Genomic DNA, 15,678 nt, shown 5'->3' on the forward strand with positions numbered 1-15,678 from the left:
GCAGATCGTTCCCGGCGCCAACCACTTCTTCGAGAACCACGTCGACGAGCTTCTCGACATCTGCGCCAACTATGTCGACATGCGCCAGGCGATGATCGACGCCGCATAGGCAGCGGGCGAACGGCGCGGGAGGGCCGGAGCGCCCTCCTTCCCGACCAACCTTCAAAGCGACCTGACGATCCCCGGCGGGGTCCGGAAATAGCCGATATCGGCGAGCAGATGCGGCGAGAGGCGACGGATCACGCGTATCGTCCGGCGGCTCTCCGACGGCTCCATTCGCACGACCTGTCGTGACGCCGCGATGGCGAGAAGGCTCTTCCCGGGCTCGATCGACATGACTGATGTCCTCCTCGTGCGAAGCAATCGGCGTTTGCGAAGCGCGGGTGTCTAACGGTCGTCGCCGTCACACGCTGTGAGCGGCGTCACACCGTCCCGCCCGGCTCCGGCCGCAAGGAGACCGCTCAGTCGGGCCGTGCCAGAACCCCGCCGGTCATCGGCGCGGCAACGCCGGTCGTCTCCGGCAGGCTCAGCGGCAGCCCGGCCCGGCTCCGCGCCGCGAGATAGGCAAACGCCTCGGCCTCGATGAAATCGCCCCGCCAGCCGAGATCGTCGGCACGCTTGACCTCGGCGCCGCTCATCTCGGCAAGCATTCCGAGAATTACCGGGTTGTGTGCGCCGCCGCCGGACACGACGATCAGGTCGGCGCCGCCGGCATCGACGATCGCACCGGCCATGCTGCTGGCGGTGAAGGCGGCAAGCGTCGCCGCGCCGTCCTCGGTCCGGAGGAGCTGCACCGGCGCCGGCGAGAAAGCGTTGCGGTCGAGCGACTTCGGCAGCGGCTCGCCGAACCACGGATCGGCCATCAGCGCGGTCAGCGCCAGCTTGTCGACCGCGCCGCGTGCCGCGAGCCGCCCGCCCTCGTCCATCGCCGCTCCGGTCCGCTTGGCGACGAGATCGTCGATCATCGCGTTGCCGGGACCCGTGTCACCGGCCGCGATACCGCCGTCAGCGCCGATCCGCGTGATGTTGCCGACACCGCCTATGTTGGCGACGACAATGTCGCCGGTCAGTCCGGCCATCCGCACCAGCGCGCGATGATAGAGCGGCACGAAAGGCGCGCCCTCCCCGCCGGCGGCGACGTCGGCGGCGCGGAAGTCGTAGACCACCGGCGTCCCGAGCCGTCGTGCCAGCGCCGGCCCGTCGCCGATCTGCACGGTGAAGAGGCGGTCCGGCGCATGGATCACCGTCTGCCCGTGAAATCCGACGAGATCGACGGTCAGTCCCGGATTCGCCGCCCGCAACGTCTCGATCGCGTCGCCATGGGCGTCGGTCACCACCCGTTCGGCCTCGGCAAGGATGCCGGGTCGTGCCGTCCGGTCCGTCAGCTCCCGCGCCTCGGCGAGCGCCTGCCTCAGGATCGTCCTCTCGCTTTGGTCATAGGGACGGAAGAAGGTCGGCCCGAAGCTTTCGACCGACTCGCCGTCGGTGACGAGCACCGCGACATCGACCCCGTCCATCGACGTCCCGCTCATCATTCCGGCCACGGTCTGCATCGTCATCTTCCGGAAAAGGTTCCGAATATCGGGTGAATGGCATGGCCGCGGACGAAAAAGCGGCAAAATGTGAGACTCACGACAAGTGAAATCGGCGGCGGCCCCTGTTATACGGCTTTCGCCCGGTGCCTCCACAAGGTTCCTCACATTCCATGGGCGGCGGCCGGGCCTGACCTTTCATCCGCCGGGAAACCAGACCAGTGCCCAAGTCCGACTTCTTGCGTGTCTTCGAAGAGCGCGGCTTCATCCATCAATGCTCCGACCTGGAAGGGCTCGACGCCCTCGCCGCCAGCGGGCCCGTCTCCGGCTATATCGGCTTCGATTGCACGGCGCCGAGCCTCCATGTCGGCAGCCTGTTGCAGATCATGATGCTGCGCTGGATGCAGAAGACGGGTCATCGGCCGATCGCGCTGATGGGCAGCGGCACGACCAGGGTCGGCGACCCTTCGGGCAAGGACGAGAGCCGCAAGGTCCTGTCGGAGGCCGACATCGAAGCCAACAAGAACGGCATCCGCACGGTCTTCGACCGCTTCCTCGATTTCGGCTCCGGGCCGACCGGCGCCCTGATGGTCGACAACGCGGACTGGCTGCTCGGGCTCAACTACATCTCCTTTCTCCGCGACGTCGGTCGCCACGTCTCGGTCAATCAGATGATCCAGCGGGATTCGGTCCGGATGCGGCTCGAGCGCGAGCAGCACCTCTCCTTCCTCGAATTCAACTACATGGTCCTACAGGGCTACGACTTCGTCGAGCTTGCCCGCCGCTTCGGCTGCCGGCTGCAGCTCGGCGGCTCCGACCAATGGGGCAACATCATCTCCGGCATCGACCTTGGCCGGCGGATGGAGAATGTCGAGCTCTTCGCCCTCACCTCGCCGCTGATCACCACCGCGTCCGGCGCCAAGATGGGCAAGACCGCGGCCGGCGCGGTCTGGCTGAATGCCGACCTCGTCTCGCCCTACGAATACTGGCAGTTCTGGCGGAACACCGAGGACGCGGATGTCGGCCGCTTCCTCAGGCTCTTCACCGACTTGCCGCTCGACGAGATTGCCCGGCTGGAGGCACTCGGCGGCGCCGAGATCAACGAGGCGAAGAAGGTCCTCGCCACCGAAGCGACCGCGCTTCTCCATGGCCGGGCCGCGGCCGGGGAGGCGTCGGAGGCGGCAAGGCGAACCTTCGAGGAAGGCACCCGCGCCGACGCCTTGCCGACGATCACCGTCGCGGAAGCGGACCTCGCGGCCGGCATCGGCGTGCTCGGCCTCTTCGTCCAGGCGGGTCTGATGTCGTCGAACGGCGAGGCGCGGCGCGCGATCCGCGGCGGCGGCCTGAGGATCAACGACACGGCGGTCACCGACGAAAAGGCGGTCGTCTCGGCCGTCGACCTCGCCGAGGGGGCGATCAAGCTCTCCCACGGGCGCAAGAAGCACGTTCTGGTGCGGGCGGGGTAGCGTTGCCTTTTGCGTGGCGCGTCCTTCGAGGCTCGCCGCCTACGCGGCGAGGACCACGGGATGGCTCCCCGGCTGAACCTGCCGCCCCCGAGGTTCCGACCTCGCCATCCTGAGGTGCGGGGGCGAAGCCCGAGCCTCGAAGGACGCAGCGACCACCGATCTCCCTCTGCTACCGGAACTCGAAGATTTTGCGGAAGATGCCGGGCGCCACCGCCGAGAGCGGGTTGAAATAGACCTGCGGCCCGCCGAGCGGTCCCTCGACCCGGAAGGTCACGCCGATCAGCCCGCCCCGGTTTCCGCCGCCGAGCACGAGGCCGAGCACCGGCACCCGGCCGAAGACGTTGTTCAGCGCGTAGAGCGGAAGATAGGTACCGTTGATCATGACATGGCCGAGGCGCAGGTCGACGCGGCCGTTGAAGGTCGCGCCGACGGCCTGGCCGCGCAGCAGCGCCTCGTCGATGGTGATCGCCTCGCCGGAAAGGTGGAAGCGCGCCGCCAGTTGATCGAAATGCAGCCGGGTCGGATCGATCCGCTGCTTGGTCGGCGCGCTCGAGATCACCCGTTTCACCGCCGGCTCGTTGAGGATATCGAAATCGGTCACCGTCGCCTTGCCGGCCATCGGGCCGCCCCGGCCGACCCTCTGTGCGGAGATCGTCACCACACCACCGTTGATGCGATCATAGAGGTTCAGGAATCGGAAGAGGCTCCCGGCGCCGGCCGAGACCTGCAGGGAAGCCCCCTTCCGGGAGTCGGAGAAGTCGACCGCGACCCGCGTCCCGCCGAGCGAGCCGGCCACCGATATCCGGGTCGGCGAGCCGTTGACCGTCACGTAGGCCGCTTTCAAGCCGGTCATTGCCTCGCCATTGAAGCCGGTCACCTTGGCGATATCCGCCTCGACCGATATATCGGGTCCGCCGTCGCCCTCGCCGGTCTTCGTCGCTTCGGTGATGACGCCACGCATGTCGAACGCATCGCCACGCGCCTTGATCGCGTAGCCCTTTTCCGTGGCCGCCAGCGTGAAGGCCATCGAGTCTTCCGGGCGAAGCGCGAAGCGCCTGATCTCGGCCGAGACGAGGCCGGCCGTGGCGTCGATGAAGGCCGAGCCCTCGAGACCGAAGCCATCGCCCTCCAGCACGATGTTCTCGACGCTCTGTCCGCCTTCGACCGGGATCAGGTCGAAGGAAAGCGTCGCCGGGACCCCGATCCCCTTGGTCCAGCCCAGTCCCGGCAGGGTCAGCCGCGCCGGCCCCAGGTCGAGGTCGTAGTGCTGGCCGTCGCTGTCGGCGAGGCTGCTGATCTGGGTTCCGACCGTGCCGTCGACGATGTCGTCGAGGCTCAGGCCGAGCCTGTCGCGCGCCGCCTTGTCGAGGGAAAGGCGCGCAAGCTGCTGCCCGCGGCCGCTCGCCGCTCCCTCATGTCCAAGCGGCTGCGAGATGCTGACATCGGCGCGTACGCCATCGATCGTGGCGGTTCCGCTGACGGCGAAATTGTCGGGAACCACGGAAATCGTGACGTCGGCATCGCTGAATGTGCGACCTTCGATCGGACGGGCGCTGGCCAGTCCCTTGCCGACCACGGTGACCTTCCAGCCCATCTCCTCGGCGATCTCGTCCTCTTCCTTGTCGAGCGGCAGACGCAGCGAGATCGTCGCGGCGGCGGTACCGGAAAGGTCGTCCGGCGAGACGTTCCGCTTGGCGAGGACGTTGAGCGGCGCGGCGTCCGCGATCTCGCCCAATCCCGCCGCCGGTCCGGCGAGTTCAAGCTCCACGACGGCGACCGGCGCGGGATCGAAGACGTCGTCGATGGCGAAGGCGCCGGCATCGATCGATACGGTCCGCCCGGAAGCGAGCTCGAGGCGCGCGGCGTCGAGGTCGACGCCGAGTGTCTTGCCGGACAAAACGGCATTCCCGGAGGCGCCGGAAACCGGCGGCAGGTCTCCGAATGTCCGGAAGGCGGCGTCCTTGAGCCGGAGATTGAGGCTCAGGCCGTCGTCGGGCATCCGGGGATGCTCGCTCTCCAGCACACCGGCCGGAATGGTCGCCTCGAACTGACCGGATTCGATCGTCCCTCCGGTCATGTTTGCCAGCACCCAGTGGCGGACGCCGGGCGCGAGGAACGGCACCCACATCTGCTGGAAGGTGGCAACCGGCATCGGCGACAGCGATGCGGCAAGCGCCAGCGACGGTCCCGCGTCCTCGAAGCCGACCGTTCCGGCGAGCGCCAGCGATCCGCTTTGCGTCTGGATGGAGAGATCCTCGATATCGAGCAGCCGGCCCGGCAGGTCGTAGATGCCGGACAGGGCGATCTGGTCGGCGATGACAGGCGGCGCCTCAGCGTCCCGCGCCGCCAGGACCGCGCCAGACGACTCGAGATTGAAGGCATAGCGCCCGTGCCCGACCGGTCCGGAAGGGCGAATCCAGCCGGTGACCACTCCTCTCGTCTTGCCGAAATAAAGGGGTGACGGCTCGACGTTGATGGTCTGGTTCGCGACATCCCAGTCGAGCTTGATCGTCGCCTCGTCGAGCAGCACGCTCGCGTCTTCGCTGCCGGTCGTGAAGACGCCCGCCCCGACATCGAGCCTCAGCATCGCCGCCTCGATCGCACCATCGCCGGCAAAATCGATATTGGCACGACCGTAGAGCGGGATGTCGGCCGAGGTGGCGCTGTCGCCGCCGAATTGCGGAAACAGATCGGCGAGCGTCAGTTGCGAGAAGACGCCGGAGATCTGGTGGGCGCCGGTTTCCGGATCTTCCGTCCTCTCCAGCGTGCCGCTCCAGCGTCCGGCGTAGCCGGAGGTCGCGATCGACACGGCCAGTCCGCGCTTTTCGGGGTCAAAGGTCGCGTCGAAGTCGGTCTCGCCGAAATGCCGCTGTCGCTGGGAGGGAACGTCCCAGACATTGATCGTGCCGCCGATCAGCGACAGCGTCCGGAAATGCGACGCGACGGAGAAGTCGAGCTGCGCCTCGAGGCCCCGATCGACCAGACGAATGAGCGAGGCGATCTCCGGAAAGCCGCCGTCGGGCCCCGCGCCCGGTATCGGCCCGTCGGGAGCTTCACCGGATGCCGTCGCCGAGGATAAGGTCGAGCGCGTGCCGAGATAGACCGTGCCGCGCTCCGGCCGCACCAGCGAGAATTCCGCCGATCGGAGTTCGACCGCAGTGATCGTCACCCTGAACCCGATCAGCGAGAGCGGATCGATCGCCAGTCGGGTGCCGGGGATGCGGGCGACCACCGCGCCTCCGGAGTCGACAACCTCGGTATCGCCGATATCGGCAACCAGCCCGAGCACCGGATCGACGTCGATGGCGGCCTTGTCGACCGTCACCAGGTAATCGCTGCCGAGCCGCGCCTGGAGCGCCTCGCGGTAGCCCTCCCTGACGAAGCCCAGTTCGGTTGGTCCCGACAGGACCACCGCCATGATCGCCACGACCACGAACAGCAGAAGTCCACCGACGACCGCCGCGACAAGCAGGCCGAGCCTCATGCCGCGCGATCGCCGGCGCGGCTCCTCGTCGGCATCCAGTTCCGCAGTCCCGTCGGAATATCGTCTCACTGGCATCGGCGGGCGGTTGGCAGCTCCGAAGCGGCGTTCATCCGGCGGCGGCGTTTGATGGCGGCTGCATGCCGCCACGCCGTCGCCTGGCCGGTCCGTTTCACTGTCACGGTGTGGCTCGTCGTCGCCACGCGGCACTCGGGCCTTGCGCCGATTGCGGACAGGGAGCAATTCTCAAGCCATCCAATAGCGACCAAAGGAAGGCACCATGGCTGTATCAGAGGGTGACGAAGCACCGGATTTCCAACTGGCGATCGACGGTGGAGGCTCGATAAGGCTTTCGGATCTGAAGGGCCGCACCGTCATTCTCTATTTCTATCCCAATGACGATACGCCCGGATGTACCACCGAGGCGATCGATTTCACCAGCGCCCTCCCCGAATTCGAGGCAGCCGGCGCCACCGTGATCGGCATCTCGCCCAACACGATCGAGTCGCACCAGAAGTTCAAGGCCAAACACGGGCTCGGGGTCATGCTCGCCTCGGACCCCGACCACAAGGCGCTCGAACCCTATGGCGCCTGGGGCGAGAAGATGATGTACGGCCGCACGACGGTGGGCGTCATCCGCTCTACCGTGATGGTCGGACCGGATGGCCGGGTCGCCCGGGTCTGGCCCCGGGTCCGGGTCAAGGGCCATGTCGACAAGGTCCTCGAGGCCGTGAGGGCTCTCTGAGAAGTCTCTTCCGCGGTCCGTCCGAGCCGCGGAAAAACCATCGGTTTCCGCTCCGTCGCGAGTGCCCGCTAAGGGAAATGTTAACCCTAACCGGGTCTAACTTCCGCAGTTGTTTCAGCGATTCTGATGGTGACTGCGTATGTCGACTGCAACTCCGCCCCGATTCGTGAAAGCTCGCCCCGCCGGCAAGCGGCGATATCGCATCCTGATCGCGCGCGGCCAGGACGTCCGTGAATTCCACGTAAAGCCCTGGGCGGCGGCCGCGACGGCCATCACCGGCATCCTCTTCGGCGTCTTCTATTTCGCAGCGACCGGTTATCTGGTCTTCCGCGACGACCTGCTCGCCGCCTCCTTCGCCCGGCAGGCGCGTATCCAGCAGGCCTACGAGGATCGCATCGCCATGCTGCGGTCCGACATCGACCGCCTGACCAGCCGGCAGCTGCTCAACCAGGAAGCCTTCGAGGGCCGCCTCGCCGAATTGCTCGGTCGCCAGCAAGCCCTCGACGCGCGCCAGGATATCATCGCCAGCCTCAGCCAGACCGTCCGCGGCGCCGGCCTGGTGCCCGAGACGGCGCCCCTCCCGCGCCTGCGGCCCGCCGATCCGAACGAAGCGGACACCATCACCACCGGCAGCATCGAGCCGGCCGAAACGCCCGTGAGGGTCGCCTCGGCGGCGCTGCGCACCGATACGTCGACGGCGCCCTTGCCGCCGTCCGACGAGTTCGAGCGCATCGTCGAGGCCGAGTCGTCGATCGATGCCCTTGCCCGCGAGCAGGTCGATTACGTTACCGAGATCGCCCAGGAGGTCACCGCACGGTCGTCCAGGATCGCCGCCGTCCTCGGCAAGCTCGGCCACAAGCCGAAGCTTGACGACGATAACGAGTCGGCCATTGGCGGCCCCTATGTCCCGCTCGACGAATATTCCGATCCCGAAGCCTTCAGGGCCAATGTCGACGTCGTCGCCACCCAGGTCGAGCACCTCGCGACGCTGCAGAAGGTCGCTTCCCGCCTGCCGCTGGCAAAGCCGATGGCCTCGGCGCCGATCACCAGCCGCTTTGGCGCGCGCATGGACCCGTTCGTGCATCGGATGGCGATGCATTCGGGCATCGACTTCAAGGCCCCCACCGGCAGCCCGGCCCGTGCGACAGCCGCCGGCAGGGTGACGATCGCGGCCTATACGAAGGGCTATGGCAACATGATCGAGATTGACCACGGCGGCGGCATTCGCACCCGCTACGCCCATCTCAGCCGCCTCCTGGTCAAGAAGGGCGCCTATGTCGAGAAAGGCGCCATCGTCGGGCGCACCGGCAGCACCGGTCGGTCGACCGGCCCCCATCTTCACTACGAGATCCGCGTCAACAGCAAGGCGATCGACCCGATGGCCTATATCAAGGCAGGCGCGGAGCTGACGCCCCTGCTCTCGCCCGGCTAGGGCCGGGCCCCAGGAACATCAGTTCCTTCGGAACAGCCGCCAGCCTCTGCGGGCCGGCGGCAGGTATTCCTCGAGAAGTTCCTTCATGCGCGCGTCACGCGCGTTCGCGGTGTTGCCGCCAAGGACGACGGCAATGACCTCGCTGCGGCCGCGCTCGGCGGAGCAGACCAGGTTGAAGCCCGAGGCGCTGGTATAGCCGGTCTTGATGCCGTCGACGCCGTCGACCCGGCCAAGAAGCTTGTTGTGATTGAGATAGGTCTTGCCGTTCCACCTGAACGACCTGGTCTTGAAATACCGGAAGCTGCGCGGGAAATCCCTCTGCAATGCCCGTCCAAGAATGGCCATGTCGCGCGCCGTCGTGACCTGGGCGGGGTCGGGCAAACCCGACGCATTGCGGAAGACGGTGTTGGTCATCCCAAGTCGCTGCGCCTGGGCCGTCATCTTCTGGGCGAAGGCACCCTCGCTTCCGCCGAGATGCTCGCCGACCGCGCAGGCCACGTCGTTGGCCGATTTGGTGACCAGCGCCAGGATCGCGTCGCGGGCCGGGATCGTCTGGCCCGGCTTCAGGCCGAGCTTGCTCGGCGGCAGCGCGGCGCAATGCTCGGACATCCTGAACGCGGTCCTGGTGCCCACGCGACGATTGCCGATCGCCGAGAACAACAGGTAGAGCGTCATCATCTTGGTGAGCGAAGCCGGGTAGCGCTTGCTGTCCGCCTGGTCGGAATAGAGCACCTTGCCGGACTTCGCATCGACGACGATGGCCGCCTTCTGGGCTGCGACGGCACCATGACCATCGTAGCCCGCCAGCCCCAGAGCCAGCGTGGCAGTCGCCAATATGCGTCCCGGAATGCCCAACCCTCGCAACATATATGGTCAGATAACACGATCCGGCGTCGCACCTCCACCACTGGCGGGACGCCTTCCCCAGGCACGCCGGAGAGACAGGACTCGTTGCACGGACGCCACGACCGACGCGGTTCCAGGCGGGTGTCTAGTCCAGGTCCTGGATGTCGGCCTTGGGTTCGCCGCCGACCCGCTGCGCGAGGGACGCTTCCATGAACGGGTCGAGCGCGCCGTCGAGGACATCCTTCGGGGTCGTGCTCTCGACGCCGGTCCTGAGGTCCTTCACCAGTTGATAGGGCTGCAGGACATAGGACCGGATCTGGTGGCCCCATCCGATGTCGGTCTTGGAAGCCGCCTCGGCATTCGCTTCCGCCTCGCGCCGTTCGAGCTCCGCCTCGTAGAGGCGCGCGCGCAGCATCCCCCAGGCGGTCGCCCGGTTCTTGTGCTGGGAACGCTCGCTCTGGCACTGGACGACGATGCCGGTCGGCTCGTGGGTCAGGCGGACCGCCGAGTCGGTGGTGTTGACGTGCTGTCCGCCGGCCCCCGACGCCCGGTAGGTGTCGACCCGCACGTCGGATTCGTTGATGTCGATCTCGATTGAATCGTCCACCACCGGATAGACCCAGGCGCTGGCGAACGAGGTGTGCCGCCGGGCATTGCTGTCGAAGGGCGAAATCCGCACCAGCCGATGGACGCCGGATTCGGTCTTCAGCCAGCCATAGGCGTTCATCCCCTTGAACATCATCGTGGCGGACTTGATGCCCGCCTCCTCGCCCGCGTGATATTCGAGGATTTCCGTCTTGTAGCCCTTCCGCTCCGCCCAGCGCAGATACATGCGCATGAGCATCTCCGCCCAGTCCTGGCTTTCGGTTCCGCCGGCGCCCGCGTGGATCTCGATGAAGGTGTCGTTGGCGTCCGCCTCGCCGGACAGCATCGTCTCGACCTGCCGGCGGTCGACCTCGTCCTTCAGCGCACGGAGCGAAGCCTCCGCCTCGGTCGCGACCCCGAGGTCATCCTCTGCTTCGGCGAGCTCGATCAGCTCGATCTGGTCGGTGAGGTCTTTCTCGAGGCGTTCGACCGCCTCCACCTGGTCCGCGAGCTGCTGCCGCTCGCGCATCACCTTCTGGGCGCGGTCGGGAGAATTCCAGAGCTCGGGATCCTCGGCCGCCGCGTTCAGCTCCGCGAGGCGTATCTTGGCCGTATCCCAGTCAAAGATGCCTCCTCAGCAGGCCCATGCCCTGCTGGATCTCGTCAACCACGTGTTCGACTTCAGTGCGCATCAATATCTCCGTCGTCGCGCTCGGCCTGCATGTAGCCGCCCGCGGACCGGGAGACAATATCTCAGCGATACCTTCTCGCCGGATTGGCCCGGCTCGCGACGATCGGCTGAAGCGTCACAGGGTCCAGCACGTCCGGCAACAGCGGGATCGCCCCGTCCATCCGGTCGAAGGTCCAGTATTCGGCCGCTGCCCGCGCCTTGCCGGGTGTTGAGATCAGCCCCTCCAGGATTTCCCCGGCGGACAGGTGCCGGGGTTCGGCGATGTGGGCCCCGGCTCCGGTCGCCATGGTCATGGCGGCAAGCAAGGAAAGGCAGCGGAGGATGAGGCGCATATATATTCCTAGGTTGGAGGCGAGGATGTAGCGTCGCGGCCCCCTCAAGGGCCGCGTCAAAGGCGTCGCGGTTGCGGAAAGGCCCGTCGGCCTATTCGGGATCGTCCTCGTCTTGGGGATCGACCGGCTTCATCGTCTTGGGGTCGAGCACCGGCCCAGGCATCGGCTTCGCGGTCCGCATCCGCTCCGGCGTCCAGTAGTCCTTGGCCCGTTCGCCGGTCTCCGGCGTCGAGACGACCGAATCGATCTCGGCCGGCGGCTTCTTGTCGCCGTCATCGGACGCGCTCCCGCCCGACGCGCCAATGCAGGCGAAGGACGCGCACGCGGCAAGGAGAGGAAACCTCAGTCCCATGTCATGCTCCATTGTCACGCCCCCGTGCTTTTCTGCCTCTATTCGCGGCCGTCCCCGGTGAACAGCCACAGCTTCCTGAAAGGCTCGGCCGAACAGGGACCGAAGCCGACGCCGTCCATCCCCGCATAGTAGAGGGACCGGAGGGCGATCGCCGTGTCGTTCGGCCCGTCATCAAAGCGTCGCCGCGTCCATGGCCGGGCCGGGCCGGCCGGAGGCGCGGGCGCCTCCGGCCGTCTTGTCGAGCTCGATGGTCTCAGGATCCGTGGACTGCGCCTTCGCCGGGACGCCGACGGCAACGGAAACCGCCGCCGTGGCGAGAACGTGAAAGCGTGACAGCAACGGACCCTTCTCCATCGCGCCAGCGGGTTCGGTGACCGTCTGCCTTACTGGCAGCCGTTCTCGCCGTAGTCCCACAGGCTCTTGAAGTCGTCGTTCAGATACGGGCCATAGTCGATGCCGGGCTGACCGTCGATGCCGAAGGACTCGACACTGATGATGTAGTTGGCATCGTTGTTGTTGCCGCTGTCGAACTTGCCGATCCAGGCGCCGCCGCTCGAGCCGCCCTGGTCGGCCGGATTGCCGTGCTTGAGCTGCACGACGCCTTCGACCATCTGGATCGGGCCCTTCTCGACCTGGATCACCTCGCCGTTCTCGACACCACCCGGATAGCCGATCTTGGTCACGTCATTGTACTGGCCCTGCCAGTCCCAGTGCGTGCCGAAATAGCCGGTCTTGGAGGGCTTATCGACCTTGATGACGGCGAAGTCGTAGAAGTACTTCTCGAAGCCCGGCTGCACCCAGTTCTTGTTGGTGGCGGCGCAGACGTAGTCATAGACCTGCGAGTATTCGCCGCTCTTGTACTGAAGGGCGAAAATGAGGTCGTCGTGCCACTCGCCGGTCTCCGCGTCGCGGACGCAATGGGCGGCCGTCAGCAGGACCGTCGGCGAGATGAACTGGGCGGAGCAGACATAGTTCTCGCCGCCGGCGCGGAAGAACAGCTTGCCGGCCCAGTAGAGCGGCTTCTCGTAGACGTTGCCCGAGGAGCGTTCGCGATCCGAAACCAGATCCTTGGCCGGGCTCGAGCCGGGATTGGCGGGACGCGACGCGCGCTGGCCGCCACGGGTCGCGGCGGCCACCGTATCGGCGCTCACGGTGGGCAACTGCACCTGCCTTGCCCGCTCCATGGCCGCGGGCGTCCATGAGCTCAGCCGGTCGCGATTCGGTGCGGCCCGGTTCCCTTCGTTGCCGGCGGACTGGGCGAAGCCGGGACCACTTACGAGTGCAAGCGTCACGGCAGCCGGGATAAGCCAAAGTCGGTTCAAATTACCCTCCATTGAAGATCGGGTTGGTGATGGGGATTGACGAGCGCTTCCGGAGCTCCGGTCGCCCGGAACCAGATAAAACCTATCGTCTGACGCGGCGGTGACCACGTCAATAGCGGAACGATTTGAGGTGATTATCGAACAGCCGGCGGGGATTTGGGACCGTCGCTTCCTGAACGACAAGGCGGAAAAGGGCATGGACGCTACCAAGCGCTTTGTGAGACCCCTCTCACCGGTTGTAGTGCCGCCCGATGGTGGCGGAATGAAGGTCGGCAAATGGCCGACCTTCAACCTTTTCGTGTCAATATAGTCCGCCTGTCCCGGAGACCACGGCGCGATCGACATCGGGGTCGACAGTCAGCGGATTGCCCAGCGAATCGGTGTAGCCGATCACCGAATAGGTGTCCGGCGGCCCCGTTCCCGGCTTGAATGCCTCGAGCAGGACGCCGGGTCCGGAGGCGTTGGTATGGAGCCCGGTCTTGCGATCGATCGGGATGAAATTCATGCCCGGCGGAACACGGAAAGGAATCGCCGGCTTGTCCTTCAGCGCATCCTTCATGAAGTCGACCCAGATCGGCGCCGCGAGATGGCCGCCAGTCGACCCCCGCCCGAGGTTGCGGGGCTTGTCATAGCCAACGAAGACGCCGACCACCAGATCGGGCGAGAAGCCCATGAACCAGGCGTCGTGGTAGTCGTTGGTCGTACCGGTCTTGCCGGCGAGCGGCTTGTCGATCGACCGCGAGACGATGGTCGCCGTGCCGCGCTGGACGACGCCCTCGAGCATCGACACCATCTGGTAGGCGGTCATCGGATCGAGCACCTGGTCCGAGTCGTCGATGATCGTGGGCTCATCCTGGCCCTGCCACTCGGCGGCCTCGCAGGCTTCGCAGATCCGCTTGTCGTGGCGGAAGACCGTCTCGCCGAAGCGGTTCTGGATGCGGTCGATCAATGTCGGGCTGATCGACCGGCCACCATTGTCGATGATCGAATAGCCGGTGACCATACGCAGCACCGTCGTCTCGCCGGCGCCGAGCGACATCGGCAGGTATTGTGGCAGGTCGTCATAGACGCCGAACCGCCGCGCATATTCGGCGACCAGCGGCATGCCCATGTCCTGGGCGAGCCGGACGGTCATCACGTTCCGCGAGCGCTCGATACCGGTCCTCAAGGTCGACGGGCCGTAGAACTCGTTGGAATAGTTCGACGGGCGCCAGATCTCCTGGCCCGGCCCCGGATCGATCTCGATCGGCGCGTCCATCACCACCGACGACGGCGTATAGCCGTTGTCGAGCGCCGCCGAATAGACGAACGGCTTGAACGACGAACCCGGCTGGCGATAGGCCTGCGTGGCGCGGTTGAATTCGCTCTCGGCGAAGGAGAAGCCGCCCACCATGGCGAGCACGCGGCCGGTATGCGGGTCCATGGCAACGATCGCGCCTTCGATCTCCGGCACCTGCTCCAGGGCATAGACATCGCCTTCGGCGTCTTCCACCTTGCGGACGTAAATGACGTCGCCGACCTTCGGCCGCCGCTTGCCCGCCCATTTCATCTGCGAGGGCGGAACCGTCGCGGTCTCACGGGCGTCGTCGAGGCCGCCGCCGGGCGTCTGCCCTGGCTGGAGTCCGACCTTCAGTCCGTTGCCCGAGGATTCGAGCACGATCGCGAGGCGCCACTCGACAACGTCAGACAGCGCCTCGACCTCGCCGACGGTCTTGCCCCAGTCTTCGCCGATCTCCTCGAAATGCTTGACCGGGCCGCGGTAGCCGCGGGCCCGGTCGAACTTGATCAGCCCGTTCATCAGCGCCTTGCGCGCATAGACCTGGAGCGTCGGGTCGAGCGACGTGCGGACCGAGAGGCCACCCTCGTAGAGAGCCTTCTCCCCGAACATCTCGGCGAGCTGGCGGCGGACCTCTTCCGCGAAGTAATCGGCCGCGAAGAGATGCGGGGCGGTGACGCGGCGGTTGACGCCGAGCGGTTCGGCCTTCGCCGCCTCGCCTTCGGCGGCCGTGACGAAGCCGTTCTCGACCATGCGGTCGATCACCCAGTTGCGCCGTTCGAGGGCGCGGTCGGGATGGCGGAAGGGATTATAGTTGTTCGGTGCCTTGGGCAGGGCCGCCAGATACGCAGCCTCGGCAAGCGTCAGCTCATGCACCGACTTGTCGAAATATTCCAGCGACGCGGCAGCGACGCCATAGGCGCCGAGGCCGAGGAAAATCTCGTTGAGGTAGAGCTCGAGGATCTTGTCCTTCTTGTAGGCGGCCTCGATCCGCAGCGACAGGATCGCCTCCTTGATCTTGCGGTCGATGCTCTGCTCGTTGGTCAGCAGGAAGTTCTTGGCGACCTGCTGGGTGATGGTCGAGGCCCCGACCGGGCGGACGCCCGATCCATAGGACTGCACGTTCTGCACCATTGCCCGGAAGATCGCGTAATAGTCGAGACCCGAGTGATGGTAGAAATTCTTGTCTTCCGCCGAGATGAAGGCGGCCTTGATCCGGTCGGGAATGGCCTGGATCGGCAGATAGAGCCGTCGCTCCCGGGCATATTCCGCGATCAGTTGCCCGTCCGCCGCGTGGATACGCGTCATGACTGGCGGTTCGTATTTGGCCAGGACGTCGTAGTCAGGCAGGTCCTGCGTGAGACCCGAGACGTACCAGGCGATACCTGTCGCAACGACCAAGAATAACACCGCACCGATCCCGAAAAGATAACCGACAAACCGAACTAGTATCATGTTGCGCGCGTTCCCCGGCCGCCCCTGCGCGGCGCAAACGCTATCGCGACCGCAGGCCGAACCATGCGTTCTGGTGCAAATCCGACCCTTGGGTAACTCTGCGTGCTTTGTGGAGAAACTTGGGCGTCACGGCCGCGTCCGCTCGACACTCCGGCCGCGTGGC

General features: G+C 66.2%; 12 protein-coding genes and 1 pseudogene. 3 read left to right on the forward strand and 10 right to left on the reverse strand.

Going from position 1 to position 15,678, the window contains the following annotated elements:
• Positions 1-162: 162 nt before the first annotated feature.
• Together KDJ86_RS10285 and KDJ86_RS10290 are read right to left on the reverse strand one after the other, a co-directional pair.
• Entirely contained in the window at positions 163-336 is a 174-nt protein-coding gene (locus KDJ86_RS10285) for a YjiS-like domain-containing protein (RefSeq protein ID WP_291745273.1), read from the reverse strand.
• 125 nt (positions 337-461) lie between these two features.
• Complete coding sequence (locus KDJ86_RS10290) at positions 462-1,553, reverse strand: anhydro-N-acetylmuramic acid kinase (protein ID WP_291745274.1); 1,092 nt, start codon at positions 1,551-1,553, stop codon at positions 462-464.
• A gap of 200 nt (positions 1,554-1,753) precedes the next feature.
• Here KDJ86_RS10290 and tyrS point away from each other — a divergent pair, with 200 nt between their 5' ends.
• Complete coding sequence (gene tyrS, locus KDJ86_RS10295; RefSeq protein WP_291745276.1) at positions 1,754-2,998, forward strand: tyrosine--tRNA ligase; 1,245 nt, start codon at positions 1,754-1,756, stop codon at positions 2,996-2,998.
• Between the two features lie 169 nt (positions 2,999-3,167).
• On the opposite strand, the gene KDJ86_RS10300 is transcribed toward tyrS, so the two are convergent.
• Positions 3,168-6,551 (reverse strand): YhdP family protein, encoded by a 3,384-nt coding sequence (locus KDJ86_RS10300; protein WP_291745278.1) that lies wholly within the window; start codon positions 6,549-6,551, stop codon positions 3,168-3,170.
• Positions 6,552-6,759: 208 nt separating this feature from the next.
• Between KDJ86_RS10300 and KDJ86_RS10305 the strand changes: the two genes are divergently transcribed.
• Positions 6,760-7,224, forward strand: a complete 465-nt coding sequence (locus KDJ86_RS10305) for a peroxiredoxin (RefSeq protein ID WP_291745281.1) — start codon at positions 6,760-6,762, stop codon at positions 7,222-7,224.
• A 166-nt stretch (positions 7,225-7,390) separates the two neighbouring features.
• Positions 7,391-8,656 (forward strand): M23 family metallopeptidase, encoded by a 1,266-nt coding sequence (locus KDJ86_RS10310; protein WP_291745282.1) that lies wholly within the window; start codon positions 7,391-7,393, stop codon positions 8,654-8,656.
• 42 nt (positions 8,657-8,698) lie between these two features.
• Here KDJ86_RS10310 and KDJ86_RS10315 read toward each other — a convergent pair.
• From KDJ86_RS10315 to KDJ86_RS10345, 7 genes and pseudogenes are all read right to left on the reverse strand, one after another.
• A pseudogene (locus KDJ86_RS10315) lies at positions 8,699-9,475 on the reverse strand (D-alanyl-D-alanine carboxypeptidase family protein); the annotation flags it as partial.
• 172 nt (positions 9,476-9,647) lie between these two features.
• Positions 9,648-10,779, reverse strand: a protein-coding gene (gene prfB / locus KDJ86_RS10320; RefSeq protein WP_291745284.1) for a peptide chain release factor 2 whose coding sequence is annotated in 2 segments (ribosomal slippage) — positions 9,648-10,709 and positions 10,711-10,779 — 1,131 coding nt in all. Because the reading frame shifts where the segments join, the coding sequence is not laid out codon by codon here.
• A 61-nt stretch (positions 10,780-10,840) separates the two neighbouring features.
• The gene (locus KDJ86_RS10325; protein ID WP_291745285.1) at positions 10,841-11,110 is read right to left on the reverse strand and encodes a hypothetical protein; all 270 of its coding nucleotides are present in this window, start codon (positions 11,108-11,110) and stop codon (positions 10,841-10,843) included.
• Between the two features lie 91 nt (positions 11,111-11,201).
• Entirely contained in the window at positions 11,202-11,462 is a 261-nt protein-coding gene (locus KDJ86_RS10330) for a hypothetical protein (protein WP_291745286.1), read from the reverse strand.
• A 171-nt stretch (positions 11,463-11,633) separates the two neighbouring features.
• On the reverse strand, positions 11,634-11,801 hold the full coding sequence (locus KDJ86_RS10335) for a hypothetical protein (RefSeq protein WP_291745287.1): 168 nt from the start codon (positions 11,799-11,801) through the stop codon (positions 11,634-11,636).
• Positions 11,802-11,845: 44 nt separating this feature from the next.
• The gene (locus KDJ86_RS10340) at positions 11,846-12,784 is read right to left on the reverse strand and encodes a trypsin-like serine peptidase (RefSeq protein WP_291745288.1); all 939 of its coding nucleotides are present in this window, start codon (positions 12,782-12,784) and stop codon (positions 11,846-11,848) included.
• Positions 12,785-13,085: 301 nt separating this feature from the next.
• Positions 13,086-15,515, reverse strand: coding sequence for a penicillin-binding protein 1A (locus KDJ86_RS10345; RefSeq protein ID WP_291745289.1), 2,430 nt, complete (start codon positions 15,513-15,515; stop codon positions 13,086-13,088).
• Positions 15,516-15,678: the final 163 nt, after the last annotated feature.

The organism is Bauldia sp. (genome assembly GCF_020442045.1).
Lineage (GTDB): Bacteria > Pseudomonadota > Alphaproteobacteria > Rhizobiales > Kaistiaceae > Bauldia.

Bases quoted from the DNA above. Each gene is read 5' to 3' on its own strand.
- KDJ86_RS10285 (WP_291745273.1), bottom strand. From the start codon at position 336: ATGTCGATCGAGCCCGGGAAGAGCCTTCTCGCCATCGCGGCGTCACGA.
- KDJ86_RS10290 (WP_291745274.1), bottom strand. From the start codon at position 1,553: ATGCAGACCGTGGCCGGAATGATGAGCGGGACGTCGATGGACGGGGTC.
- KDJ86_RS10305 (WP_291745281.1), top strand. From the start codon at position 6,760: ATGGCTGTATCAGAGGGTGACGAAGCACCGGATTTCCAACTGGCGATC.
- KDJ86_RS10325 (WP_291745285.1), bottom strand. From the start codon at position 11,110: ATGCGCCTCATCCTCCGCTGCCTTTCCTTGCTTGCCGCCATGACCATG.
- KDJ86_RS10330 (WP_291745286.1), bottom strand. From the start codon at position 11,462: ATGGGACTGAGGTTTCCTCTCCTTGCCGCGTGCGCGTCCTTCGCCTGC.
- KDJ86_RS10345 (WP_291745289.1), bottom strand. From the start codon at position 15,515: ATGATACTAGTTCGGTTTGTCGGTTATCTTTTCGGGATCGGTGCGGTG.